This is a genomic window from Thiobacillus denitrificans DSM 12475, assembly GCF_000376425.1.
GTDB classification, from domain to species: Bacteria; Pseudomonadota; Gammaproteobacteria; order Burkholderiales; family Thiobacillaceae; genus Thiobacillus; species Thiobacillus denitrificans.
In genome coordinates, this window is record NZ_AQWL01000017.1 from 1 (window position 1) to 25,916 (window position 25,916).

Annotated in this window: 25 protein-coding genes; 15 read left to right on the top strand and 10 right to left on the bottom strand. The window is 54.7% G+C overall.

Features of this window, described 5'->3' with window-relative positions; translation table 11 throughout:
* Window positions 1–159 (bottom strand): helix-turn-helix domain-containing protein (locus B059_RS21530; protein ID WP_245538822.1); only part of this gene is annotated, 159 nt, incomplete at its 3' end.
* A 271-nt stretch (window positions 160–430) separates the two neighbouring features.
* Here B059_RS21530 and B059_RS0117020 point away from each other — a divergent pair.
* Window positions 431–2,170 carry a type IV secretory system conjugative DNA transfer family protein gene (locus B059_RS0117020; protein ID WP_018079460.1) on the top strand — a complete coding sequence of 580 codons (1,740 nt, stop codon included), beginning with the start codon at window positions 431–433 and terminating at the stop codon, window positions 2,168–2,170.
* Entirely contained in the window at window positions 2,167–3,045 is an 879-nt protein-coding gene (locus tag B059_RS21830) for a hypothetical protein (RefSeq protein ID WP_157273810.1), read from the top strand. The genes B059_RS0117020 and B059_RS21830 overlap by 4 nt, the downstream gene beginning before the upstream one ends.
* A gap of 320 nt (window positions 3,046–3,365) precedes the next feature.
* Here the strand turns inward: B059_RS21830 and B059_RS21710 are convergent, their stop codons facing one another.
* From B059_RS21710 to B059_RS0117045, 3 genes are all read right to left on the bottom strand, one after another.
* The gene (locus B059_RS21710; RefSeq protein ID WP_018079463.1) at window positions 3,366–3,497 is read right to left on the bottom strand and encodes a hypothetical protein; all 132 of its coding nucleotides are present in this window, start codon (window positions 3,495–3,497) and stop codon (window positions 3,366–3,368) included.
* A gap of 31 nt (window positions 3,498–3,528) precedes the next feature.
* Window positions 3,529–3,831, bottom strand: a complete 303-nt coding sequence (locus tag B059_RS0117040; protein ID WP_018079464.1) for a hypothetical protein — start codon at window positions 3,829–3,831, stop codon at window positions 3,529–3,531.
* A 197-nt stretch (window positions 3,832–4,028) separates the two neighbouring features.
* Window positions 4,029–4,373 (bottom strand): hypothetical protein, encoded by a 345-nt coding sequence (locus B059_RS0117045; protein ID WP_018079465.1) that lies wholly within the window; start codon window positions 4,371–4,373, stop codon window positions 4,029–4,031.
* Between the two features lie 270 nt (window positions 4,374–4,643).
* On the opposite strand from B059_RS0117045, the gene B059_RS0117050 reads away from it, so the two are divergent.
* The 4 genes from B059_RS0117050 to B059_RS0117070 all read left to right on the top strand — a co-directional run bounded on the left by B059_RS0117050 (window position 4,644) and on the right by B059_RS0117070 (window position 8,399).
* The gene (locus tag B059_RS0117050; RefSeq protein WP_018079466.1) at window positions 4,644–4,949 is read left to right on the top strand and encodes a hypothetical protein; all 306 of its coding nucleotides are present in this window, start codon (window positions 4,644–4,646) and stop codon (window positions 4,947–4,949) included.
* Window positions 4,950–5,084: 135 nt separating this feature from the next.
* Entirely contained in the window at window positions 5,085–6,020 is a 936-nt protein-coding gene (locus tag B059_RS19640; protein ID WP_018079467.1) for an AAA family ATPase, read from the top strand.
* Between the two features lie 575 nt (window positions 6,021–6,595).
* Window positions 6,596–7,570, top strand: coding sequence for a DUF3150 domain-containing protein (locus tag B059_RS0117065; protein WP_018079469.1), 975 nt, complete (start codon window positions 6,596–6,598; stop codon window positions 7,568–7,570).
* Between the two features lie 166 nt (window positions 7,571–7,736).
* The gene (locus B059_RS0117070) at window positions 7,737–8,399 is read left to right on the top strand and encodes a hypothetical protein (RefSeq protein ID WP_018079470.1); all 663 of its coding nucleotides are present in this window, start codon (window positions 7,737–7,739) and stop codon (window positions 8,397–8,399) included.
* Here the strand turns inward: B059_RS0117070 and B059_RS0117075 are convergent.
* Window positions 8,366–9,016 (bottom strand): hypothetical protein, encoded by a 651-nt coding sequence (locus tag B059_RS0117075; RefSeq protein WP_157273811.1) that lies wholly within the window; start codon window positions 9,014–9,016, stop codon window positions 8,366–8,368. The genes B059_RS0117070 and B059_RS0117075 overlap by 34 nt on opposite strands.
* Window positions 9,017–9,049: 33 nt before the next feature.
* Here B059_RS0117075 and B059_RS20980 point away from each other — a divergent pair, with 33 nt between their 5' ends.
* The 3 genes from B059_RS20980 to B059_RS0117090 are packed head-to-tail and all read left to right on the top strand — an operon-like array spanning window position 9,050 to window position 11,097.
* On the top strand, window positions 9,050–9,634 hold the full coding sequence (locus B059_RS20980) for a hypothetical protein (protein WP_157273812.1): 585 nt from the start codon (window positions 9,050–9,052) through the stop codon (window positions 9,632–9,634).
* Window positions 9,634–10,743: a hypothetical protein gene (locus tag B059_RS0117085; protein WP_018079473.1), complete on the top strand. Its 1,110-nt coding sequence runs from the start codon at window positions 9,634–9,636 to the stop codon at window positions 10,741–10,743. Before B059_RS20980 ends, B059_RS0117085 begins: the two co-directional genes overlap by 1 nt.
* The gene (locus tag B059_RS0117090) at window positions 10,744–11,097 is read left to right on the top strand and encodes a hypothetical protein (protein ID WP_018079474.1); all 354 of its coding nucleotides are present in this window, start codon (window positions 10,744–10,746) and stop codon (window positions 11,095–11,097) included.
* Here B059_RS0117090 and B059_RS0117095 read toward each other — a convergent pair.
* Genes B059_RS0117095 through B059_RS0117110 form a run of 4 tightly spaced genes read right to left on the bottom strand, consistent with a single transcriptional unit; the run spans window position 11,094 to window position 15,055 of the window.
* The gene (locus B059_RS0117095) at window positions 11,094–12,140 is read right to left on the bottom strand and encodes a helix-turn-helix domain-containing protein (RefSeq protein ID WP_018079475.1); all 1,047 of its coding nucleotides are present in this window, start codon (window positions 12,138–12,140) and stop codon (window positions 11,094–11,096) included. The genes B059_RS0117090 and B059_RS0117095 overlap by 4 nt on opposite strands.
* Window positions 12,137–12,490: a hypothetical protein gene (locus B059_RS0117100; RefSeq protein WP_018079476.1), complete on the bottom strand. Its 354-nt coding sequence runs from the start codon at window positions 12,488–12,490 to the stop codon at window positions 12,137–12,139. The genes B059_RS0117095 and B059_RS0117100 overlap by 4 nt, the downstream gene beginning before the upstream one ends.
* 10 nt (window positions 12,491–12,500) lie before the next feature.
* A complete protein-coding gene (locus tag B059_RS19655; RefSeq protein ID WP_157273813.1) occupies window positions 12,501–14,408 on the bottom strand; it encodes an HD domain-containing protein in 1,908 nt (635 codons plus the stop codon).
* A 59-nt stretch (window positions 14,409–14,467) separates the two neighbouring features.
* Window positions 14,468–15,055 (bottom strand): hypothetical protein, encoded by a 588-nt coding sequence (locus B059_RS0117110; protein WP_018079478.1) that lies wholly within the window; start codon window positions 15,053–15,055, stop codon window positions 14,468–14,470.
* Between the two features lie 260 nt (window positions 15,056–15,315).
* Here B059_RS0117110 and B059_RS0117115 point away from each other — a divergent pair, with 260 nt between their 5' ends.
* A complete protein-coding gene (locus B059_RS0117115) occupies window positions 15,316–15,954 on the top strand; it encodes a response regulator transcription factor (RefSeq protein WP_018079479.1) in 639 nt (212 codons plus the stop codon).
* Here B059_RS0117115 and B059_RS0117120 read toward each other — a convergent pair.
* Complete coding sequence (locus tag B059_RS0117120; protein ID WP_081601683.1) at window positions 15,938–17,674, bottom strand: sensor histidine kinase; 1,737 nt, start codon at window positions 17,672–17,674, stop codon at window positions 15,938–15,940. The genes B059_RS0117115 and B059_RS0117120 overlap by 17 nt on opposite strands.
* A 354-nt stretch (window positions 17,675–18,028) precedes the next feature.
* Between B059_RS0117120 and B059_RS0117130 the strand changes: the two genes are divergently transcribed.
* The 5 genes from B059_RS0117130 (at window position 18,029) to B059_RS0117155 (ending at window position 25,882) form a co-directional block, all read left to right on the top strand.
* The gene (locus B059_RS0117130) at window positions 18,029–18,445 is read left to right on the top strand and encodes a hypothetical protein (protein ID WP_157273814.1); all 417 of its coding nucleotides are present in this window, start codon (window positions 18,029–18,031) and stop codon (window positions 18,443–18,445) included.
* 140 nt (window positions 18,446–18,585) lie between these two features.
* Window positions 18,586–19,638: a 3-deoxy-7-phosphoheptulonate synthase gene (locus tag B059_RS20535; protein WP_081601684.1), complete on the top strand. Its 1,053-nt coding sequence runs from the start codon at window positions 18,586–18,588 to the stop codon at window positions 19,636–19,638.
* 567 nt (window positions 19,639–20,205) lie between these two features.
* Complete coding sequence (locus B059_RS21285) at window positions 20,206–21,204, top strand: PEP-CTERM sorting domain-containing protein (RefSeq protein ID WP_081601685.1); 999 nt, start codon at window positions 20,206–20,208, stop codon at window positions 21,202–21,204.
* A 374-nt stretch (window positions 21,205–21,578) separates the two neighbouring features.
* Window positions 21,579–24,425 carry an Eco57I restriction-modification methylase domain-containing protein gene (locus B059_RS0117145; protein ID WP_018079485.1) on the top strand — a complete coding sequence of 949 codons (2,847 nt, stop codon included), beginning with the start codon at window positions 21,579–21,581 and terminating at the stop codon, window positions 24,423–24,425.
* Window positions 24,426–25,084: 659 nt separating this feature from the next.
* Entirely contained in the window at window positions 25,085–25,882 is a 798-nt protein-coding gene (locus B059_RS0117155) for a hypothetical protein (protein WP_018079487.1), read from the top strand.
* Window positions 25,883–25,916: the final 34 nt, after the last annotated feature.

The window sequence follows — 25,916 nt, forward strand, 5'->3', positions numbered from 1 at the left end:
AGGCCGATAGCCGCGTTGGCCCCGGTTTCGGCGAAGCTCGCGGCTGATCGTGGAGGGATGGCGGTTCATGATGCGGGCGATGTCGCGCTGCTTATGTCCGGCTTTCAGAAGGATGGCAATTTGGTATCGTTCGTCTCGGGTGAGATGTGCGTATTTCATTCCAGGCAACTTTGACTTGGCGGTCGAGGGGCTCGGATGCTCTCACATCTTGCCCACCCAACCTGTTAATCAGAGTTGCACTTCGAATTTGAACTCGCGGGGACACGAACAAAGAAATCATCTGAAAAAAATTATGTGGCCGTGTCAGTCAATACATGGTGTCTGAATCGACGAAAGTCGAAGAAGATAACCCTAAGGAGTTGCGGATCCTTGGGGTTTTTCCATTTTTGGGGTTCGTGTTCGTATACCGTGCATTTGTATAATCATTGTCATGGACTTCGACCTTATACAACGCCTCCGCATGGGCGGGTCGTCCGATGCCTTCGCCCTGACCGCAATCGGGACTGCCATGCTGCTATCAAGCCCCTACTTTGGCGACGTGCCCGTTGGCGCGACGGCCGGGCTCGCCGGGCTTGGTGGAGCAATGATCGGGTGGCGGCTGTTCAAGCACATCCGTGAAACCAATATCCTGACTTCGCAGCTGGATCTCAAGTCGTCCAAGCTGCCGATCGACGTCCCACGCAACGCCTCGTTGCCGGATGGCCTGCTGATCGGATACACCACGGACAGGGGCCTGCCTGTTTGGGTGTCCGACGAAAACCTCATGCGTCACGCCATGGTGTGCGGACAGTCAGGTGTCGGTAAGACCGTGGCCCTGAGTTTCCTGATGTTTCAGCAGATTCAGCGTGGAGGCTCGGTCATCTTCGTTGACGGCAAGATGAATTCACAGGACCTCGAAACCATCCACAAGTATTGCGCCTGGTGCGGGAGGGAGCACGACCTGTTGGTAATCAGCCCAGGCAACCCAAAGATGTCGAATAGCTATTCGCCGGTCGTCGACGGCTCACCCGACGAAGTCGTTAGCCGAATCCTTTCGCTGATTCCAGATACCAGTAGCGATGCTGGTAGCGACCACTACCGGCAGGCGGCGAACCAAGGTTTGTCAGTCATTCTGTACGCCTTGAGAGCGGCTGGCCTTGCCTACACCTTCATGGACCTCACGATGCTGCTCATCAACGCCAGGGCCATGGAATATCTGGTCAACAAGACCCCGCCGGGCCCCGAGAAGACCAGCCTGCAGATCTTTCTCTCGAACTTCAAGGCAAAAGGCGGCGGCCTCGATGTGCAGAAAATGCGCGAGACCTTCGGTGGCATTGGTGGCCGCATGTATCAATTTGCGACCGGCGACTTCGGACAAGTCCTGAATTCATACAGCCCGGAAGTGCGACTCTACGACGCGTTGCGCGAAGGGAAAATCGTCTACGTTCAGCTGCCGACCATGGGCAAGAGCGAAGCGGCGCAGAACTTCGGCAAGATGGTCATTGGTGACTTGCGAACAGCCGTCTCATGGCTGCAGGCTTTGCCGGAAGAACAGCTCCCAAACCCGCCTATCCTCGGGATATTTGATGAAGCAGGTTCCTACGTCTCGGATTCATGGGCACGGATGTTTGAGCAGTCACGGTCAGCACGCATGATCCTCATACCGGCAGTTCAAACCATCGCCAACCTTGAAGCGGTGAGCGAGGAACTGAAGGAAATGATCCTCGGCAATACGTGGTCGAAGATATTCTTCAAACTCGGCACCCAGGCCACCGCGGAGGAGGCTGCGGAACTCATTGGCAAGTATCGTGCGGTGCTTCGGGACATCAAGTCAACCAACACTCAGAACCAGAGCGGCCGTTTCCTGTCCGTGACAGCCGACATCGGTGTGGGCGATGGGGCGGGCCTCATGATCGGGGAGCGCCAGGAGGAGACTTACAAGGTGTCACCTGACGACCTCAAGGCTCTGGACAAAGGCGAATGCGTCATGACCTACGGCGGCTCCAACGTCTATGGCATCCGTATTCCAAAAATCGACATCAGCCCTGAGTTCGCGAAAGAAATCGGGCCTGCCAAGATCAACCGCCGCAAGACAAGTTATCGACGCGGCATCGATTTATTCAAGCACGCGAGCAGTTACCTGAACGCGGAAGACCAGGAATACCTGTCCAAGAAGGCGGAGGACGCGTGACCGATCCAACTTTAAACAACGGAGAAGAAATTGCTGACTACGAGCACGGAATGGGTCTTCCTGGTGATAGTGGCATTGGCGACGATCCTGATAGTCCTGGCGATTCCGGTAGTGCGGGATCTGGCGAAGGGGATTTTTGGGCTGCTGTTGATGCCGGCGTTTTTGGAGATTTTGAAGACATCGGGCGGGTACCTGATCTGGATGCTGAAGACGATATATCAATCGCACTGGATACTGATCAAGAATCTCGTCTTGCCCAGGTCGCTGGTATATCGAACGCTAGAGAAAGACGAAGAAGGGGTGGTAAGGAGACAATAAGAAGGTTTGACGAGTACGACTTCGAGGAGGGGGCCGAGCGAAATGCCTTCATCCTGATCCGGGACAGGATGCGCGCCACGTTCACGAAGGGGTCGAAACCCAAGGAAGTGGTCGAAGCCATCGAATGGATATTCTGCGGCAACACCGATCCCATCCCGTTTGATATGTGTTCAGAGGCCCTCGGCGCGCGCCCTATAGTTCTTCGAAAGCGCCTGATGTACGAGTTCTACCGCAAATGGATTGTGTTCCCCAACTCATTCCCGTTTCTGGCAACGCCTTTGCCTGACGATGTTGGCAGCGTTATCTTCTATGAGGCGGGCGACAACGCCGTGGCGCTGGCGGTGCTGATATGGTACTGGCCAGGAGTTTCTACAGAAGACCTGCTGAGCTTGGCTGCAGAGAAAGGTCTTCGTGTCACACAGCATGACATCGATCGCCTGGAAGCGACCGGAATGGTGGCTTGCAACTACGAGAACTGGTATGTGACCTGCCGGCGCCAGCGCCAAGAAAGAAACGGCATCGACACCAACTGGAAACGTTCCGCAATCTATGCCTGAACTGGTTGTCGAAGTCTTCTCACATGATCTCACGCTTGCCGTTCTGGTGGTGACGGTAGTTTCCATGTTTGCATCCAGGTATCTGAATGACAAACGGCGACAATGCAGACAACCGTCCCCGCGCTTACGGGGCACTCACGCGAGTAGTTCGGTTCCTTCATTGAAAGGCTCACCCTAAGCACGAAGGACTGAGACGCGACGGACTTTCCGTAGGAAAAGATGCACAAAATCACGACCATACATCGCATGTCATGTTTACAAGAAAAAAAGCCCAGACGCTCAAAGGCGAACTGGGCTTGGGGTGTGAAGCGCTTGTAAGGCTAACGCTTGTTGCAGTTTGGCTGCTCGAGCTTCTGGATGAGAAGCTGATTGCCGATGAACAGCAATCCTGCCATCAGGCCGGTCAGTGTCATCAACTTCAGAAATAGGTTGATGGTATCTACCACGTCCATGATTTGGTCCTTTCTTCTGTTGCAGACGATTTTACTCGTCATGCTTATCACATGGCTTCTTTTCACTGAAAAAAGTCGCCAGGGCCCATACAATCAAGCCGGCAACAACAGCAGCCATAGCCCACCAGGTATCGATCTTCGAGAAATCGACAGCCATGAAGGCAACACTACCGTCAGCACCCTTGAGTCCAAGAGCCGCCGCGCCACTGACCACGAGCACTTCGCCAAGTTTGGCGAGACCCGGGCTGAAAGCACTAGCGATTTTCTTCATCAAAGGAAGCCACTTAACACGCATCAAGCGGGCCACCCACTTTCTGGCCATTATTAATTTCATTGTCATCTCCTTGTGCACTTCGCAAAGGCCATGCCGGGAAATCCAGCATTTAAAACCTTGCAAGGGGGAATTGGGCGTCACGGCGCTATAAGGATCAGACGCGTGGTTCCTCTGGCCACGGGGCCCTTCAGCTCCGGAAAAATAAAAAAGCCCAGACGCACAAAGGCGAACTGGGCTTGGGGTGAAGGACGGTTCCCTTAGTCGGGATTGTGCTCAGGATCGGGTTCTTCCTTGTCGATGACGTACTCGACGCCTTCCTTTGCGGGCAGCTCGGTAATGACGTAGCCCAACCGATTGACCAAGTGATAGCCGTCCGAGATGAAAGCAAGGCCATCATCGCCCTCAACCAGGGTCCAAACGGTACCGGGGTGTTCTTCGGCCCGCTTCAGGACAAACGCCAGCTCCTCACCATAGGTCTCAAACATATACATCTTGTCGTCGACGCTTATCCCGCCATGGGGATTGGGCGAAGCCATGTCGATATAGTTCGGTATCGGTTTGAACTCTGCCTCGAACTCCTCCCAGGTCATCTCAAGCACCATGACATGCCTCCTTGGAACTAAGAACGTTGATACCGGGAAACACATCGGGCGCGTCACCGTCCCGTACCTTTCTTAGAGAAATAACAAGCATTTGGCTTACTCCATGAAATCGCAAAGCTATGCCGGGAAATCCTGCAATAAAACCTTGCATATGGAATTTCCTGTCACAGCCCAATAAAGGTCTGGCGTTCATGTTCCTTGTTCGTCAACTCTGCATGCAAAGTGAACGCGGCCGTTGTGGTGTACGCGACTTATGCATCGGAGTAAATCATGGCTGAAAAGAACGCCAAAAACCTCGTTGAGGTTTCCTCACTTCAGGACCTTGTGTTCCTCGTGAAGGAATTCGAGGTTGTCCGCAATCGTCGTGGTCGGGAATTCTTCCGGCTCAACGAATCGGGTGCCGTCGAACCCATCGGTCGCATCACCGTCAACGAGCGTGACGAACTTGTTATGATGGGCGCCTCCAAAAAGGTCTTCTCGACTGAAAAGGAGATCATGCGTAGCGAACTCGGCCAAGCGCTGAAGCGCCAGGAAGTCGTCGTAGCGGATTTGTTCGACTACCAGATGATTCACTGATCTTTCCGCAGCCCCCCCAACCTCCATGTGCCCCTGTGCCGTGGAGGTTTTTTCTTTCTAGCCCCGTGTGCATCAATTCTCCCGTGCAAGGTGATCGTGGTCTTGTCGACCGTCGGCCTATGCAAGGAGCAAGTCATGACTGCAAAAAAATCGCTTTTCTCGATGTTTGGGATAGGTGATGCGAAGGACGGACGCGTCTTTCCCGTGCACCAACCTGGCCGAAATACGCCCAGGGAAATCCCGTGGTACCGCTTCAAGGCTGAAATACTGCGCCCCATCTTGTTGTGGGACCAAGGCATCGGCTCGAAAAACCTGTACCTCCCCGGCCCTACCGCTGCCGGCAAGACCTCCCTGGTCGAGCAAGTCCTCGCAAGGACCGGCAAGCAGGTCTTCAAGGTCGGCTGCCACAAGCGGATTGAAATGGCTGACTTTCTCGGTCGTCTGACTATCAAGAAGGATGGTAGTACCGAGTTTGTCTACGGCGCCCTGCCGTTGGCCATGAAACTCGGTGGCGTATTGCTGATGGATGAGTCTGATCAGTTGTCACCAACGACCGCGATGGGGCTCGTGCCTATTCTGGATGGGGGAAGTGTCTATATCCCGGAAACGGGGGAATGGATCGACCCACACCCGGACTTTCGCGTGGCTGCTACCGGCAATACCGCAGGCCGTGGGGATGAAAGTGGTCTGTATCGTGGTGCAGAGCGTCAAAACGTCGCCTGGCTAACACGCTTCATCTTCGTGAAGGTTGATTACCTGAGCGTGGATGAGGAAGTTGAACTACTTCACCATATCGCCCCGGAGTTGCCCGAAGATATTTCAAGGGCAATGGCCAAGACGGCTTCCGAGGTCCGCAAGGTCTTTGTTGGCGCGTCCCTGGATGGCGAGCTGGAGACGGTCATCTCCACCCGGGATCTTCTGCAGTGGGCCCAGCTTACCGTGGCCTATTCGGGGGTCTCGGATTGCGACCCAATCATGGAAGGCCTGAACCTTGCTGTCTTGAACAGCTCGCCCCAACATGAAGTGGACGCGATTCGAGGCATCTGGCAGCGGATCACCGGCGAAGAGTAAGGGAGGACGACATGTACCGTGTTTTCCTGCACCCGAATCGGGAGGGTAACGGCCCTTCTTTTTGGGGGTTTGAGGAAACTGGACAGTCGTGCGATATCTTCTGGGGAAAGCTTGAAGGACCCTTCCAGACAAGATCCATGAAGTCTGGTTACAGTCCTGCAAAGGAATCCGAGAAGCTCGGCAAGGGTTACCGTGACGTGGGTTCCATGCCTGCCGATCAGATGCCCACTTTCTTCAACGCGGTTCCAAAAACCCGGAGCCAGCGTGAATGGGAGAGCTTGCCGTTGGGTACGATGGAATCCCGACTTGTCAGCGTTCTTCGGAACGTGCGGCAGGTAATTGGGCTGTCCAGCGTCCATCCTGATGACTCGAGGCCACCTGATAGGACGCCTTCCCATAGGCGTCCCATCAGGACGAAGATCAAGGCAAAGAAACTTGCCTGGATGTTCTAGACCCACCCCAACCTCCATGTGCCCTGTGCCGTGGAGGTTTTTTTCTTGCTCTGTGTCCATCAATCCTTGAGTGCAACGTCGGAGTCATCCCCTTGGATGGCGCGTATGCAAGGAGCAGTAAACATGCAGATAATCGACCACATTTTCAATGAGTCGAACCAGATCCTTTCACAGGTCTGGGTAGTTGACCCGGTCATCTCATTTACCTCCGGAACCGCTTCGGGTGGAGACGAGCTGATCGATTCTGAGTCCAAAGACGCGCTTCGCGTCGGCATCCAGATCTTGGATCCTGCGCTGCTGCGTCCCTTCGGACGGCATCGGCAACAGGTCCGGCGCCTTGCGGCTTCTTTGGGTACGGCGTTCATGGGTGGTTATGCCATTCCTGATTGCCATATCCAGGAGTTTCGCAACAAGGTGGCCGCAATCATCGAGAAGGCTATCGAAGAGAAAAATGACCTCCTCGAGCATATCGAAGCGCATATTCAGAAATGGGCGGACGCTCATCCTGATTTGCGCGAGGTTATCCTGGCCAACCGCCCCACGATGGAAAGCATTGAGAAGTCCTTTCGCTTCGGCGTAAGGATTTGCAAAGTGCTCCCGCCTGAGCCGGAATCCACCGGTGCCGACCCGCATAACTCGATTCACGAAGAAATTCGTGGCTTGCCAATGCAGATCGCCCGGGAAATCTCTCAGGATGTCGCGGACTCCTGGGTTGGGGACGAAGGAAAAGGCAAAACGAGCCAGCGTGTGGTCAGCCTCGTCAGGCGAATCCACAAGAAGGCCAAAGGCCTGTCCTTCCTGGACAAGAAGATGCAGTCCCTCGTGGACGTGATCGAAGGCGTGCTCTCCAGCCTGCCTCCGACCGGCCCCATCGAAGGTCTTCCCTACTACCAGCTGGTCGGATTGCTTTCAATGCTGAAGGACCCGCATCGGATTCTCGGGAACCAGGACGTCATCCTAGACATGCCTGAACCCGAACCCGATCCGGAACCCGTTGAGTCCAGTGCAGAAGAAGAGGCCGCGGCTCAGATCGAGCCTTTGACTCAAACGCCCGTCGAGAAGCCTGAGGTTGGCTTGCGCGTCGGCTGGATGTTCTAACCCACAACCCCTTTGTCGCCTTGTGCGCTTAGGGGTTTTTTATTGGCTGTTGCCGGCCGGTGAGGCCAGGCCATCGATTCCTGGAAAATTGTTGTCATCCGTTATACATGCGCACGATGCTATAATTTTCCTATGAACTGCCTTTGTCCTACGCACACGAAGACCGATGACTGACATGCGCCTGAGCGAACTGTACATGGCCCATCTGGTCGATGTCCGTAACGCATGCCACACGATCCAGCCCAGTTGCGTAAAGATCATCGCCAACCAACTGACGCCAACCCTGCCCGTGATGTTGGTGTCTTGGGACGGCATGATGAAAAAGGGGCATGCCGACCTGGGCAACACAGATGGAATCAATTGGGAATCCAACTACCTTGAAGTCGGCCCGACGACCCGGATTGAGTTGCCCCTCTTTAACGACATCGTTGAATTCGACAGATGGGTTGTCCGCGGCGCTTGTACGTTGGGGGCATGGGATGTCATCAGAAGCACGGTTCCTGAGCCTCTTGTCGCAGAGGCCGGGATCAACAAAGCTCTGCTCGAACCAGTCTGCGGGGACTTCAAGGCCGTGGATCACAGGGAATTGGTACGTCGCTTAGGACGCCCCGGCGGGGTAGTCTGGAAGTTCCGGCCAGTATTCGGGTCGCTTCGGGAATCATTGAAGAATGACAGCAGCCTCGATCACTGCGGCAAGCGCATCCCCACCTATCTGATCCCTTGCTACATCCCCATCACTGAAGGTTGCCCGACCGTGCAATATAGAATCGGTACTGAACGACGCGCGGTGGCGCGTCAATGCTCGGCGCTCTCGTCCGTTTCGATATAACCCAGAGGCGCGACCGCCGTTTGCAGGAAGCTCTTGCTGGCGACCTGCTCGTAGAGCACGGCGATCGACAGTTTCACATGGCGCGGCAACCGCTTCCAGTTAGCCTCAGATGGCGCAAATCCAGCCCATAAACCGTTGTTGACCATGTCCTGGTAAGCCGCCTCAACTGACTCGGCAAGCGTCGGCTTGTAGAAAAAATCCTCGGGTTCAAGGATCCCCGCCAACACGTATGCAGTAGCAACCGGCATTTCAAGGAAGTCTGCCGCCCGGCGGATCACATTCTTGTCGAGTCCTTTCGGGCCGTCCGATGACCGGTTTTCATTCAACAATGAACGCAGATAGGCGTAGGAGATACCGAGCTGCGCCGCTAACCCCTGCGGCTCCATGCCCTCTTCGTGCATTTTTCTGTACAGCATCCGCATCAGCGGAGGCGCCTCCGACTTACGTTCTCTGGGCAGGAGGGTTGGTTGAAAGGTACGGGGGCGCGGGATACCGCTCTGGGATGATTTGGGCTTGGCGACACGAGGAACACGCACGACCAGTTTCGTCACTTTCCCGGGCTTGTTGGAAGTCGACGATGTTGGGGGCGTTTTTTTCTTTGCAGTCGCACTATTCATGGGTGGTGTATCTGTATTACGTCAGCAGCCTCATTGATTCTAGCCAAGTACCCAGGACGTGCCAACAAATCGGAAGACCTGGATCGTCCGCTGGGAGTTGGTAATCTCGTGGATCGGTCCAAATATCGGCCGTTTCCGGGTTTTCACACTTCTTTAAAGGACCATGCACTCTGTATCATTTTCTCATTCAACTGCAACGGCCTAGACACCATGTTTTTGATGAAACCCTTCTCCTCGCTGCTCGGGATCGGGCTTTTGGTTTTCATTGGTTGGATCGCCATAGGCGGACAGCCGACCGTCCGGATCGAGCGCTTTTGCAGCCCAGTCTCCTGGACTGGAAACATTGTGACGAGCCTGTTTGAGCTTGGCGCTCCCAGCATTGTGCCATATATCTCGAACGGCTTTTCCAATACCGAGTATGGGTGCCGCTATGCAACCTGGCGGGTGCTGTACGAGAAGGATTGGGTGGCCGCTCAGCAGGCCCAGGCGGCGGAAATGCAGCAGCAGGAGCAGGAGCAGGAGCAGACGACTCCGCAACAGCTTGTCGCCCAGCCCGAACCCTTGGAAGTGAAGCAAACCAAGGCAAAACATAGCCACAAAGAAGGAGCACCCAAATAATGATCTCTGAAGAATTCGCCGGCAACAAACGTGCCTATGCCTATGTCGGAGGCATGCTTAACCAGGTCTGGCTTGCCGGAATCGTTGGCAAGGTTTATGCAAGAGAAAAGCCGATCTCCTTCGACCTGATGCAAGTCGAGAACGAAAACCTCGCAATCCGGGTTTACCTCAAGAAGGGCGACTACCTGCCAGCGGACGTGCGTCCGGGTATGCCCGTGAAGGTTGATGGCCACATCTACGGCCGGGTGAACGCAGACACTAAGGAACGCGAAGCCTTCCTGCAGGCGCTCCGCGTCAGCCGCCCTACCCTGCTCGACATGCCGGGCGAACTCGCCTGGAAAGCATCGGTTGATGGCATCAACGGACGTAGCTGGCCCCAGGGGGCGAAAGTTACTGACGTCAAACCCGAGTTGTCCGACCCGAACCTTGACGATGCCAAGGAAGAAATGGCCATCAATGCCAGCGAAGGTGCTGAGACCCAGTTCACCGGACCGGTCAACCTGTTCCAGATCGCCTCCGGCAATGAAGGCGACGACGTAAGGCTGTTTCGCGACCGCTTGAAGCTGCGCAAGGCCGCCAACGTCGTGCGCGTGGCCGGGATTGTGCAGGCATTCTTCATGGCGCTAGACTCCAACGGCAAGCGTGAGGACGACACTCTGATGATTCTCCTGCGCCAGTCCGGCGGCGAGGATTCGTGCATCCCTGTCCGGGTGTATGGTAAGGCGGCGCGCGACTTCTACAAGTCTATTAAGCGGGGTGTTCCCGTCTATTTCATCGGGCGCTACGAAACCAAGGTGAAAGTCATCAAGTCTGCGGAAACCGCCGGCGAGGCAGACGAGATCATCACCTACCCCTACGTTCGGGCCAACTCGATCCGCACTGCGACGCAGTACGAGATCCAGAAGGTTCCGGAGTGGGCAGTCGACCTGGCTCGCCAGATGTCTGCCGCCCGCTTCCAGAACGAAGCCAGCTCGACACGTCCGGAAAACTCGCCCTCAAAGGAAGCGGATGCTAAAGTAACGGCCATGCCTCGCAGGCGAGTCGTGCCGGCTGGGTCGAGCGACATTGCCAGTGATGTCGCAGCACTGAGTGAAATGGAAAAGAGCTGAATGAAAGATAACTACATCGAAGCCCGCGCTGCCGAAGGATTGGATGGCTTGGTTTCGAAATTCCGTGATCTTGGCATCAATATCGTCGGTGCGACCTGCATCCTGAGCCTTGATAGCGGAAAGGTCGTAACCCTCTCAGGCGGGCGGAAGGATGTATCAAGCATCTCCTCCGTGCTGGTGGGGATGCTTGCCACGGTCGAAATGCTGGAATCGATCAAGGTGGAAGACAAGGAAACGGAAGAACTGGTTTCTCGCCTCAAGCAATCCGTCTCGCACTACGTCCATGCCATCGACGCGAAAGTCGCAAACAGTTCGTCTACGCATATGCAGACGCCTGATTCGTCGGTGCACTAAGGTTTCTGTTGCTTGCCGGCCCTTGCGGCCGATCTGGTAGACAGCTTCCTGGCCTCTCGAACAACAAGATCGTTGTAGTCCATCAGCTGCTGGACAGCTGGGCGCACGTCGTTGGCGTACCAGCGTCGGATGGTTGGCTCGCTCACGCCCATAATAGCCGCGAGACTGTAAATATCCCCTTCTTCGACATGGAGCCTCTGTCGCCATTCGTCGACGATCTGGGACATCTTCTTTTTGCCGAAGAGTTTCAAGCCTTGCTCATACTTGCGATTCCCTGCCTTCATGAGCGCTTCGACATTCTCCATGGCCCACGATGGCACGGTTTTGGTCCGACCGTATTCCCAACTGCTCAACCGCGGCACTTCCACATTAATAGCATCGGCAAATTCAGGCTGCGTCATTCCTAAAGCCTTGCGGACCTCAATGATTCGCTTCTGGTCTTTGGATAATTTTTTCTTTTTTGGCTTCGGCTTGGCAATGATGGGGTTCGCAACATCGATCTCCATGCCCGGGACAACGTGTATCCCGGCCATCAGGCCATTGCGCCGTGCTGGATTCCTGCGGGAAGAGATGTCGGCCTTCGCCAGGGCGCCTTCGATTTTTGCAAGGATTAACTTGCGGTCGGTCTGATCATGTGGACTTTCGCCCCCGTTTTCCCAATAGGGGCCAAAATAGTCGACAAGCTGCTCATCAACATTCTCGTTGGCTGCCGCTTTGAGCATCGAGGGCAAATGGGGTGTCGCGCGCTTCTGCCAAAGGAGGTTTCGCGCGAGATTCCGCGCATAGGTCGTCAGGATCGGGTAAATGGACCGGTTTCGGTCATACTCGATCGCAATCTTGTTCACTGTGAAAAACCACAGTTGATGCACCAGGTCACCGTCCTCGTCGGTGACGCCAAGCTCATAAGCCACCGCTTTCCCAATGCGGGAAACGGTTGGATACGTGGCGCGCGCCAATGCGTCTTCATCAAGACGTCTGTCTTGAAAATCGATGATGGCCCGCTCAAATTTGTCCCGGTCGGAGCCAGTCTGCGTCCCAGTCAAGAAAGCCTTTCCTCAAGCTTCGAGATGTTCAGGTGGATGATGCCATCGATCGCAGCGCGGCTGTCTTCCGGCATCTCCACGGCAGAGACCATGGCCGCCATGGACACCAGTGCCACGGCAACTGCATCATAGGTCGATTCAACGCTGTCGAATGCTTCGATCACCGCTGATTCTACTCCCTCTGGCGTCAAGTTCTGGCCGACGGCATCCGCGACTTCGATGTTCATGCATTCCATGCCAGCCTGAACGAGGACCGGCAGGTTGTCCTCCTCTTCCTTCTTCTTGACGCCAAACAATGCCTTGATCGAGGCAAGAGAATCAAACTTCTCCTTCAACAAGGGTAGTCCCATTTCATCGCTCCTATGATTTCAACACATCGCCCCCAACGACCAGGTAGCTAGCCTTGTCGCTGGCCTTGAACTTGATCCGCGGATGCTTCGCGGTTTCGATCCATGCGCGGTCTTCGTCCGTCATCATGTCCTCGACCACCTGGTCGCGCCTGATATAGACAAAGCCATCTTTGGGGTTGTCGAGGTACTGGACCATCCCCCCGTCGAATGACGCATGGATCCTTGCCAGGGCCTTGGTTACCGTTTCGGGAACGATGATGGGCGCTGGTTCGTTCGTGGATTTCTTGTTCTTCTCGGTGGCCTGCATCAAAAGCTGCAGACTCTTCATGGGGTGGTCCATCTGGCCCAACAGTTCCTTGGACACCACGGGACTGTCGGTGACCTTGCCCTGACGTTTGGGTTTCGAAGGCTTGGGCGCCGGGTCGACCGCTCGATCGCCATTGGCGCTTTGTATCGGCGTTTCAACTGCAGGTTCAGTTGATGGCCCGGAAGTACGGGCCGGCTCCGTGCCCGCGTCAGTGTCTACCGGCTTGCCTGCCGCCGGCGAAAACAGCGGCTCGACCTTGGTTGGTTCAAGTCGGCTGTCAGGGTGTTTGTCGAATCTGGACAGGACGTGATTGCCGAGCTTCAGAATGATGACGGCGGGAACCGTGACGGAATAATCTGGGTTCCGGGGGTCATTGAATGTGACCTTGAACAGAGCCTTGGCATGAGAGTATTTCTTGCCCTTGTGAGTGGAGTACAGGATGCCTTGTTCTTCAAGGGCCTGCATGAGCATGTCGGTAATCCGGTAGCGCCCATCCTTCATGCGCGAGGACTTTTCGGCGGCGCGTTCATTGCCCATTGCCTTGGCTATGGCATGCCTGGTTTTCTCCTCGAACAGGTAGAGGAACGCGCCATTCTTGTAACCGATCCTGTTGTCACGGTCTTGCCCGTTGATGGAACCTGGGGCTGCGATCAAATCTGTAAACACCTGCCAGATGAGTTCATTATCGGTCGGTTGCTCGGCCAGTTCTTTCCATGCTTTTGCAATGTCCGGGATGCCTTCCTCGGTCGAGGCCCGTACGTCTGCCGCGATCAGCAGGCTCATGATGGCGCGCACCCGGTCTGACGCATGGGTCGGCAGGTAACTCGGATGGTGGTAATGGGACACCGCCAGCAGCAGGTCGGTTCGGTCTTCGGGATCCAGCCGCCACGTTTCCGGCGTCCTGGCAAGCATCAAGCCCGACACCATGTCGTGGTCCTGCCTGAACTCCTTCAAATTGCCGTCAATGTCTGAGTAGCACTCGATCTTGCCGATGTCATGGGCCATGGCCAGGACAGGGATAAGGGGATCGTTACGGTCAAAAACATATTCCGGGTCAGTAAGCGGGATGCGTAGCTCACCCTTTACGGCCCTCTCGCCATCGTAAGCCCATGTTTCGGCCAATTCGAGGGTCACCTCGGCGACGTGCAATGCATGATTGAATAGCGGGATACCGCCGTGCCCGCCTCGGACTGGCGCAGCAGGGAGATCGTGATGGCGCGCATAGATCTGCAGGCAGGCCTCGAAAAGCTTGGCATGGGCCGGGTGCTTCAATTTGGCTACCTGATACCAACGGCTCAGTCGAGTTTCATCTTCCTCGAGTGAGGTGCCGTTGATACGGTCCGGTGGACCGATCCCGACAGGAAGCGTGCCCATGGAAATGCTGAGGCCTCTGTTTTGCGTCCCCTTGATGTTGGAGATTGTCGCGCGTCGCCCAATGTAAGACAGAAGAAAGACGGCACCGAAGCCAACCAATGCTGCTGCAATGGCGCTAGTAAACGAGACTGCAGCTTTAGATAGGCCGGCGAACGGTTGCCTCGAAGCGACGGTCAAGATCACCCACCAGGTACCGGTGACCACGACGACGCTCTTGAGGAGAGGGTTCTTGACCATACTCAGGCACGGGGCGGCGAGTCAATGCAGGGCAACCGCTTCGATAAATCCTCGTCCCATTACCGGCGCACACTTTCCAGAATGGCCTGCTTGATACCCTTGCGGTACTGGCCTCTGCCCTTCGCGCGCATGTATGTCGTGACGGCGCCATGGAGCAATACGCCGCGATCGCCCCCATAGACGAACTTGCAGCCGTTGATGGCGGCCGCGATGATGTGCTCGCCGATATCGGTATCCGTAAGAACGTTGGCCAGGCGCGAAACATAACTAAAGTCGTCTTCGTCAGTTTGGAAACCGCACCAGTCATCGGAGACATCGGTGTCCATAGAGACGAACGGGACACCGCTGTCCGGGAAATCAGGCAGGCCGGCTTCGAGTACGACGTCCCGAAACATGGACGGAGACACTTCGATATTAAAGCGAGGCGCCAAATTGGTATACAGATCCGAGGAAACGCTGGTCAGCCAGTAGTAAGCGTCCATGCGAGTGCCGACATCCTGGTTTTTGAGATCTTCCTTGGCGCGCTCGAGGATAAGCGACCAGAGGGCAGCAGCTACTTCGATGGCATCTTCCGGGCAGGAGACTTTGGCCAGCCAATGGAACTGGCTGTTATTGGTGCCCTCAATGTGATGTACAGTCTTATTCATACCACCCTCCTCTGATTGATAAAAAGCACAGCCCCTTTGATCTGTGCTTGGCGGATGGATGGACTCTGCGGGATATTTTCCCGTGTGTCAAGTGTTGTTTTCCCTCATGTACAAGGGAACTATTCCCGTTTGTAAGTTGAAACCCTCCCGCTGTTGTATACTTATGACGATAGAAACTCAGGGAGACTGCCATCTAAGTGGCAGCATAGCTACCTCGGTTACGGAAATAACATCACAACAACCAACCAGTTGAGTAGGCGATGAGTAAGACAGTGTTCTTGGTGGACGACCACGACGTCCTGCGAAAAGGGTTGAGGGAACTGCTCGAACTCCACGATTTCGAGATCGTCGGCGAAGCCCGAGACAGCCAGGAAGGCTTTGACGGGATCATGGAACACCACCCGGAAGTGGCGGTAATTGATTTAAACCTGGAAACACCTGGGGCCGGTATGCACCTGGTCGATGATCTGCGCAGGAAAACCCGGACCAAACTCGTGGTTTACAGCTACCGGGAAAACATCCACACGATTTCGCATGCCTATGAACTGGGGGCGGATGCATACGTGCCGAAATCCAAGGATCCCAGTGTTCTGATCGATGTCATCAATCAGGTATTGGAATCGAACCAGCCTGTCTATATCGACAATGCCCAGAAGAAAATCGCCGAGTTTGTTGCGGGACAGACGTACAAATCCCCAATGGAAGTCCTCAATGAGAAAGAGTTGATGGCATTCAAATTACTGGCTGAAGGCCTTACGAATGAGGAGGTCAGCGAGGCGCTCGAAATCAGCCCAAAGCGGCTGTCCAATATGATCACCGACATCAAAGGCAAAATCGGCTGCGACCGAGGGCAATTCACGAAAGTTGCGTTGCTCTACGACATCATTGCAATTGAGTAGCCATGGTCTTGGTGTCTTCCTGGTAAATCGGGATGTGAGCGCGAATATACGTCCCTTTGCCTGGCGCTGACCGCAAAAAGAACACACCAGATAGCGACTCCACGCGGTCCTTCATTCCGCGCAATCCCCGCCCTTTTGCCTTTCCAACGGATGGGTTGAATCCAAGTCCATCGTCCTGGATGGTAAGTGTTGCGACCTTCTCGTCGGCATCCAACGTTACAAGCACATGATCTGGTTGAGCATACTTGGCGACATTGGTAAGCGCTTCCTGAGTGCACCGGTACAGGCAGGTCTTAATTGCCATTGGCAATTCCTCCACTTCTTTGCTGACTTTCGAGCTAAATTCCACTGTCTGCATCCTGGTTTTCCATGTCTTGACGAGTTCGTGAATCGATTTTTCAAAACCTAGCGTTTCAATCTCGTGTGGGTGTAGTGAATCGATAATGTTCCTGACGGCGCTGTGCAATCCATTACACGATTCAAGAATGTCGTCGGTCTTCGCCAACGTTTTTACGCGCCCCTTGGAAAGGCTTTTGATTGTGCTGGCATCCACCCGAATCTTTACGATCTGCTGGCCGATATCGTCATGTAATTCCGCAGCAAGGTGCGCCCGTTCATGTTCTGCAGCCCTCGAAAAACGTGAGAGCATTCGTTCTTTTTGGACGCGCATTTTCTCTTGGTTATCGGCTCTTAATTCAGCTTCAATTCTTTGTGCTTTCGNCATGTTGTTCTTTTCGATTTCCATTGACATATCCAGTAGGCCTTGATGTAGATCGTCAATTTCGTCCATGAAGAAAATGTTTTTGCGCATGACCAGGCGACGCATGAATTTCTGCATTCCCTCCTGCCTGTATTGGTTCACTGCTTCTGTCAGAAGTCTTATCTGTTTCGCCTTTGAGATAACAATCAGGTAAATTAGCATAATCGCAATTACCATCCCAACTAATCCAACGAGCGTCAGATAACGAATGTTGTATTTGACGATGCTGGTATTGGTGGGGCCAAGCTGCGTAACCGACAAGGTAACGTGTTTCGGGAGTTTGAACGACGGAACATCCAGTTTGATCTGTCCAATCGGGATGTTTTCTTGACCCAATGACAACCGTATTTTCCCTGTTTGCGATATGTTAGTGATGAAGCCATTGACGTCCGAGATGGTAATCATCAGGGCGTCCTTCTTGGTTTTTTTTGCCATCACCGGAATTGCGGTAATTAAAAAACAGCGATTTGGAATTTCGCAATAGATATTATTTGCCGGGGCAGCGATAACACCGAATTTCGTATACGGTTCTGCCCTGCGCGCTATCTCCTGATTTCCAATGAATATGTCGTTCTCTGTTTCTGACCGGCGAATGATTATCGACTCAACATCGAGAAAGTATATTGAACTCCCCGATACCATAGCCGCAGCGCGAGCTTCAGCGACTTTATTCTTTGGCGCTTCCAATAAGGTTTGGATTTCTCTGGTGTCCGCTATAAGCAAGGCAATAGATTCCTGTTTTGACATCCATTCTGAGAATGCAAAATCGATAATTGATTCGATCCTTTCTTTAAATACCGCTTTCTCATTGTTTTCGATGACAGACATCGAGCGCTGGCTGGTGAGTATCCAGACGACTAGCAGGAGCACAAGAATGACGGCGACTGCCAAGCCGATCTTGTTGGACAAATTCAGCCTTGGCTTGTACCAGGTTTTGGAGCTTCGGTTGGTGTTTTCCATCCTGTAATATGGTCTGCGTTCCCGTTCGCAGCGCCAGGGCTGCGTTGGTAATGAGGCTCAATCGTCCAGCTCACCCGCCATTCTCGCCACCGCTAGAGGGCGTTTTTGGCACGGTGCTGGAGTTTTGATTGCCCCCCCTTTTCTCATAACTTAATCTAGGTTCGACAGTTGATACCGAAACCCCGTCGCGAGACGGCTCAGTATGGGGACCAACCCGAGTACGGGCCGATCGACCTTGTACAAGAGTACCAAAACACCCTACTCGGATTGAACACCACAATTCGATATATCGACTCGAGCCTCGAACTGTGCAACCGGCTCCTCGATATCTCCCAGCCGAATGCGCCCGGTCGAGTGCTGATCGTATGGTGGAAGACCGGAAAGCACCCGCACCTCAGCCCCGTCCCGGTGGTTCTAAAAAAATCTTGGATCCCCGGAAAGAAACAGAAAGCCAAAGCGAAATTGGATGATAACCCTCTGGCGTCTGTTCCCAAACGAGACGTGCGGCACAAAGATTGGTATCTCGAAAAGGTTTCCGTGCGTGGCCTTAAGCTAAGGGCCAAACAAGGCGGGGCGTTTGCAGAAAGCTATGAAACGACCTCCGCAATTCTCGGAATTACTAAGGAATTACTCGAGCAACGTGAATTCATTTTGACCAAGGCAAGGCTGGCACGAAGCCAACTAGACAAAATCCTTAGCTTCAGGAAATCTAAATCCGAGGAATTGTTCGAACGGCTCCGCCAATTCTTCGTTTTGTTCACCCATGACTGATTTGCAGACTGCGGCCATGCGTTTTTGCTGCCCTACACCGGTGCACTGATCACTACCGATGTCAGCTGTGGTTTATCCAATCAATTAGCAGATTATTATCCGTAGTTTGTAATTACACGTTCTCTGGACTAATTGTTTCGATGAATTCCCTAAAAACATTAACCAACAACATCAATGTTTCACGACTCGATCCATTGCCGAGTCCGATTGAATTGCAATCGCGGTATTCGGCACATGAGGACGACTTAGAACTGGTTTACGGTTTCCGTGAATCAATCAAAAGGATTCTCAGGCGTGATGACAAGCGTCTGCTGATAATTGTCGGACCCTGCTCAATTCATGATCCGAAGGCCGGTATTGAATACGCGAAACGATTGCGCGCCATTTCAGATCAAATTTGCGGCAATTTCCTAATCGTCATGCGCTCCTATTTCGAAAAGCCGCGAACCAGTCTTGGATGGAAGGGCTTGATCAACGACCCCTATTTGAATGGGACATTTCAGGTGGATGAAGGGTTAGGAATTGCCCGGCAGTTCATGATCGAAGTCACCCGAATTGGGCTACCTCTGGCTGCCGAAGCATTGGACCCAATTGTTCCTCAATATATCGGCGATCTCGTCTCGTGGTCCGCAATTGGTGCACGAACCACTGAATCGCAAACCCACCGCGAAATGGCGTCCGGACTTTCCTGCCCGGTCGGATTTAAGAACGGGACGGATGGTGATGTAGATATCGCCGTTGGCGCTATTGAATCCGCCAGACACCCTCATTCGTTTCTTGGGATCGACAGTGCCGGACGATCAAGTATTGTCCGGACGGTTGGCAATGAATATGCGCACCTTGTCCTTCGTGGAAGTGATTCTGGACCTAATTACGACAGACACTTTGCTGACGACGCGGCCGCCGCTATGTCCCGGCGCGGACTGACTCCACGAATCCTGATTGATTGTTCCCATGGCAATAGTGGAAAGAACCCCAGTGTTCAGCCTGTTGTCGCACGGAATGTGATTAACCAGGTTCGTGCCGGCAATGAATCCATTGTCGGCCTGATGTTCGAGAGCTTTCTTGAACCCGGCAATCAGCCATTTGGTTCGGATCCGGCAGGTTTGCGTTATGGATGCTCGATTACCGACCCCTGCCTTGGCTGGGATCAAACCGAGCAACTACTGCTTGAATTGGGCGCGAGCCTCTGATTACATGACGCGATCCCCAACCTATGCCCCGTGGCGCCGTGCCAATTACGGCAAAGCGCTCGTGTTCTCGGTCCTCGGGATCGTCGGACTTTATGGCGGATACCGTGGCCTGATTGACTGGAGGATGGCTACCGGAATTGGACTTGTCCTCCTCGGTCTTGGCTATGCCCAGTTTCGGCGTGGGCGAACCCGGCAATTCGGGAAGGGATTCGAGAGACGTTCCCTGGCCGCGGCCGGAGACGTGCTCAGAAGTTCCGGCCTGCGTTTTGAGACAGGACGATTGGTCCGTGGGATTGGGGATGTCGACCTGATCGTCACGAATGGACAAAGGCGGCGCATCACAGTTGAAATCAAATCGTTTGTTCATTGGCGGCAATTTGGTCCACTCAAAGGCCGGCGGGAATCAAAGGCCCTTCGCCAGGCTGCTTCGCAGAGGCTGGCGATCGGAGCGGATAGAGCCGTGGTGTGGTTACCGCAAGGTAGGCCCTCCATGCTGCAGGTGATTTTTGGATGGGTCGGAAACCAGGATGTGACCGTGATCTTCGGTGAAGCGCGGAAGCTCGCTCGATGGATCTCTCTGCTGCGGTAGACGAGATGAAAAAGAACGCCGGGCGATTTTGCTATTCGCGATCGAACGGTCCAGTTTGCAATAATGGACGCGCGAAGGCGTCTGCGGGCGATGGGGTTAAGGCCAGTTCGAGTAACGAAGGGAAGGCAATGAAGTTCATGAGCACAGAATTGAGGCATGGAACGCCACAAGCCCTGGTGGTGGCACTGGTACTCGTCAGCCTGATTGCCAGCTCCGGAGCACGAGCCGCGCAAGCCATTGTCGGCAGCTGGTACACCGACTTACAAGATGTCCATATAACCACTACATTTCTTGACGATGGCACCTATTTCGAGGCGGCTGATTACGCGGCTGACGTTTCCCACACCGGCGTCGAGTGGGGGACGTACATCTGGAACGAGGCCACCGGCGAAGTGACCGCCATATCGCAAGGCGACACCAACGGCGACTGGGGTTTGGCTAACGATGTGAACGGCACGCAGTATGTGACGAGAACGGGCAATACCGTGTCACTCACACAGCCCGGTTGTGCTGGCTGCACGGACATCAGTGCTCAAATCATCGTGCACCCTGCAAACTCGATTGTAGGTACTTGGCTGCTGCCTGCAGCAAATGGCGCGGGGACGCTATCGTTCTTCTCTGACGGTACCTACATGATGGGCCAAGGTGGCGTCAGTGATGCATTTGGTCAGCCAGGCGTAGAGCGAGGAACTTATACCTGGGACTCCATTACCGGGCAACTGATTGCCACCTCTGTGATCACGGACACGAACGGGGAATGGGGACTGTCCAATCCGCAAGGATTGCTTACGGCCACGCTTGGGGCTGGTGGCAGCTTGTACGCGTCCGAGTCAGGTAATTTTATCGGAGTGTTTCTGGCCGCGCCCGCGCCTGTCCCTGAACCTGCAACAAGCGGCATGCTGTTGGCGGGTCTTGGACTGGTTGCCACGATGGCATGGCGCATGAGGCCGGCGCATTTGGCCGCGCGTAGCACTTAATTGCGCTTCCCTTAATGCGATTGGCGAGTCGCAGCCAAAGGCCGAGAGAAATCGTCTGGATCTGGCTTGGGCCATTCTGGATAGTCCGTGTGGATCGTAATCGATCGGTTATGCTCAGGAGCTCTCGGCCGGGCGTCAGTCGTCCGCGGTCTATTCATCCTGTTGCGTAACACCCAGCCTCTCCTTGCTCAGCTCTGACTGACAGGCGTTTTTTCTTCTACCGGGCGCCAGGCGCTCGGCGGTTCGTACGGTCCGTCTATGGCGTCGAAGAATTCTGCTTTCTGAATCGTGGGGCTTCGATCCACCGTGAGATCGCATACAATCGCCTGCGGCAACAGAGGAAAATCAAGCGATATGGGTGCCCTACAAGGCTAATGAAAAATACCGAATCGGTTATCGGAGGAGGTCGCGATGAAGCGTTTTCCCTCATCCAGGAGATCGTCAGCGACTTCGAGTCATTCCGTACGCGCTTCGTGGAGCCGTCTTATCTCGAGTCCCAGGCACGTGTAGATTTCATCGACAAGTTCTGGATTGCCCTCGGCTGGGACGTGCGCCACACCGAGCAACGCAACCCCTATATGCAGGAGGTTCGCGTCGAGGCCAGCCAGCCAAGCGAGACCGGACGGAAGCGTCCGGATTACGCCTTCTACCTGGCCCCCGAATTCCGGGAACCCAAATTCTTCGTCGAGGCAAAGCGACCCGGGGTCGATTTGAATGATCCCAACCATTTGCTGCAATGCATCCGCTACGGATGGAACGCCGGCCTACCGCTGGTGATACTCCACAACGTCGCCGAGTTGCTGGTTGTGGATTCGAGGTTTCGTGCCGATGCAGGTTCGGTCGGGCAGCGTGTAGTTGCCAAATTTGACCTTCCGTCGCTACGCGACGATACGACCTTCGACAAACTGTATTTCCTCCTTTCGCGTGAAGCGGTGGGTGGAGGATCACTGCACGCATTTGTGGATGCGCTGCCGACATCCCGGCGCAGGCCGTCTCAGCATGGACTGTTCAAAGGCGGCTACCGAGCCATCGACATTTCGTTCTTGGAAACCCTGGAGGAATGGCGGGAACAGCTTGCGCGCTCCCTGAAAAACCGGAATTCCTGGCTGGATGGCCCATCGCTTACCGAAGTGACCCAGCGCGTTCTCGATCGACTGGTGATGTTGCGGTTTCTGCAAGACAAGGGGATTGAGACCCGCATCGGGATTGAGACGATCGCCCAGAAGGGCGCGTCGTGGGGGAATTTCCAGAGCGCCTCGCGCCAGCTCGACTCCATCTACAACGGAATCGTCTTCAAGCATCATCCCCTGATCGATGGCACTAAGCTCGACGTGGACGACGCTTCGTTTCTCCAGATCTGCGACGAACTCGACCCGCGGTCGTCGGAATACGATTTCGTACAGATCCCGATCCAGATTCTTGGTTCGATCTACGAACGCTTCCTCGGCAAGGTCATTGTCACCACCGACAAACGCGCCAGGATCGAGGATCGCCCTGAGGTACGCAAGGCGGGCGGGATTTACTACACCCCCACCCACATCGTCCATTACATCATCGACGCCACGCTTGATCCGCTGGTGGCCGGCAAGAGCTTCGGCGAAATCAAGAAGCTCCGGATCATCGACACGGCATGCGGCTCCGGTTCTCTCCTGATAGCTTCGTTCGAGAAGCTGATCATGGCCTCTGCCGAGTGGTTCAACAAGAACCCAGACAAGGCGCGTGCGGCGGGGTGCATCCAGACCGAAAGCGGAGACTGGCGCCTGTCTCTCGCCCAGAAACGCGAACTGCTGGTCAGCTGCATCTACGGTATTGATCTTGACCATCAGGCTATCGAGGTCGCCCAACTGTCGCTGTTCCTGAAATTGCTGGAGGAGGAATCCGCCACGTCGACGAGCCTCGGACAACGTGAATTCGAGCAGGCATTGCTGCCGTCTCTCACGTACAACATCATCAATGGCAACGCGCTGATCGATGTCGATTTCTACGATGGGGATCTTTTGCCCAAGAACGACCTGGCGCTGAAGCCAATTCCGCTCAAGAGATCCTTTCCTAAGGTGTTTGAGGACGGCGGGTTTCATGCAGTGGTCGGTAACCCGCCATACCTCTTCATCACCGAGATCAGCGAGGAAGAGAAGGGCTACTTCCAGAGGCGGTACAAAACCACAGAGTACCGCTTTGATATCTACGGCCTTTTCATCGAGCGTGCCGCGACCGAGATTCTTCGGCCAGGCGGCCGACTTGGATACATCATCCCCCACACCCTGCTGGCCAACGACTCTTTTGAAAAAGCACGCAGGCTGTTGCTGTCAGTGGGCTTCATCGACCAGGTGGTCGATATCGGGCCTGGTGTTTTCCAGGGGGCCAGCAACGAAACGATGGTGTTCATCTACGAGAACGCCAAACCCGGTCGACGTCGCACCCAGGTATGCGTCACGGAATCCAAGAACTTTCCCAAGCCGGCCAAGAGCTTCGTGTTGAAGCAAGATCTGTGGGAGAAAAACCCGAAGGCTGCTTGGCTTGTTCACGTCGATGCGGATGCCGCACAGTTCCTGAAGGTCATGGACGCGGCCAAACGGCGCCTCGGTGATCTATGCACGGTCAACCAGGGGCTACGCACCGGCGACAATGCGAAATACTTGTCCACCGCGGAAATGAAAGGCGGCAAATGGGAAAGGGCCGCCGGCGGCGCGGAAGTTCAGCGCTACCAGCCGATACAAGACGGGCTGTGGGTTCTGTACGATCCAGCCCTGCTCGACGCACCGCGCAAGCGCGCGCTGTTCGATCGCCCCGAGAAAATCGTAGTCCAAGAGATCCGAAACATCAGCTTATCTCAGCGGATCGTCGCAACCCTGGACCGGCAGCGGACGTTCTGCCTGCAATCAACCAACGTGATCGGGCTCAAGCCCGGCATCGATGTCGATCTGCGTTTCTTGCTCGGAGTGGTCAACTCCGCCGTGATGAACCACTATTTCCGCCTGCGGTTTCCAGCAAACAATCACATCGCCTCGAACCAGTTGGCGGCCCTTCCAGTGCCTCTGTCGACGCCGGCGGAGGAGAAGAGAATCGGTGCGCTCGTCGACGCGGTCATCAGCGCGACCGAGCAGTTACTTCACAGCATGTCCGAACATGAGAGGACAGCCTTGAGGAACAGACTCGGCGCCCTTGAGGAACAGATCAATCGCGCGGTATGCAACTTGTTCGGGGTTCAACAACCCGAATAACGCACGTTGGCATACAGCCCGGCCTGACAGGATGGGCTTCATGGGCAAGAGTGCCATTTCGGCCCAGAGGCCTTTCGCTGCTGGATGCTTTCAGCCGTCTGCACCCTAACCCTGCATCTAAAGAAGAAATGGAGGATGAAGCCATTCAATTTCTTATGCAGCAGATGATGATTGGCCGGGCCGCTGCAAATTCCTCCTTACATTGTTGAGTAGGGCCGTCTGCCATGATTCTCGATTCTTACCTTGTAAAGCGAGCCGGTGTTTCGCCGTCTGAATTATCGCTGCTATGGCAAAACTACATTCAGACCTGGATTTGCGGGAGTCGAATTCGCAATAGAGATTGCTCTGAAAAAATCAGCCTGACCCTCAATCTGGTCGGCCAGCACATTCCGACCCATGAGTAGGAAGCCCTCGACGCACGCCTGGGCGGAGGCCTCGATTTCGATGGGGACCTTCTGATGATGCCCGCCTAGCAAGGCTAGGGGCCGTTTGCGTTTGCGTTTGGAATCGTGCATCATATTTCCAGCGCACTTTCCGGTGCGTGCCTGCCCACATGGCGAATACCGTTCGCGGTACGGACAATCAGATCACACTCCCTTTTGTTCGCGGGATTCTCGGAAGTGGGCACCGAATTCTCCGCGGCTTGAAAGGGGTGTTTCATGAAGCTCATTCCAACGACCGCCACCGCTGTCGAAAAACTCAAGACCACCGCAAAGGGCATCAAGCACGCCTCGGACCTCACACACCAGGAAGCGCTTGAACGCGCTGCATCGGAAGCTGGCTATGAATCTTGGTTCCACGTCCTGTGGTGCGCCAAGCAAGGTGAAAAGAACAACCACCATTTTGAGTTGCAAGTGAACCCTGCAAGCGACGAAGAGATGGGAAACCACATCGCCATGATGGAGTCTGTGATAGCAGAGCATGACGCTGTTTCCGTAATAAACCATCCAGCAAAGGGCGACGTATTCCATCACGTCGAGATCGATGGCATTCATTTCCTCGGCTGCGTAGACAGCGGAGGACCATACATCGCGAAGAAAAGACCAAGCAACATCGGGGGCTACGAGGACGATGTCTCGCTTGGCGTATGCAAGATTTACCGCACCCGTCCACGGTATCTGAAAGAAAGCAACGCGAAGGAATGGGCGATATGCAAATATGACCCACTCCAACCGCGGATCAATCTTCGGGAACTGTCCGAAAACGCAATCAAGAGGCTCGCGATGGAGTTTGGGATCGGCGCGCCCGCCCTGGGGATCGAGGGAACCATTGGTGATCACTCGCCGCCATGGATGGGGGGCTCGTTTTACGTCCTCCCGTCAAGGTTCTACGTGAGCCCGGCCTTCATCAGTCTTGTGCAGTGGGCAAACGCCCACCCCCGAAAAATCAAGACCTACAAGACAAACAGCTACCTCGGGGATTGGGCAACAGCGGCCGTAGCGGCCAGGGAGACCTAATCTATGGACGCCGTCTTGACTCGAGGTTGGGGCT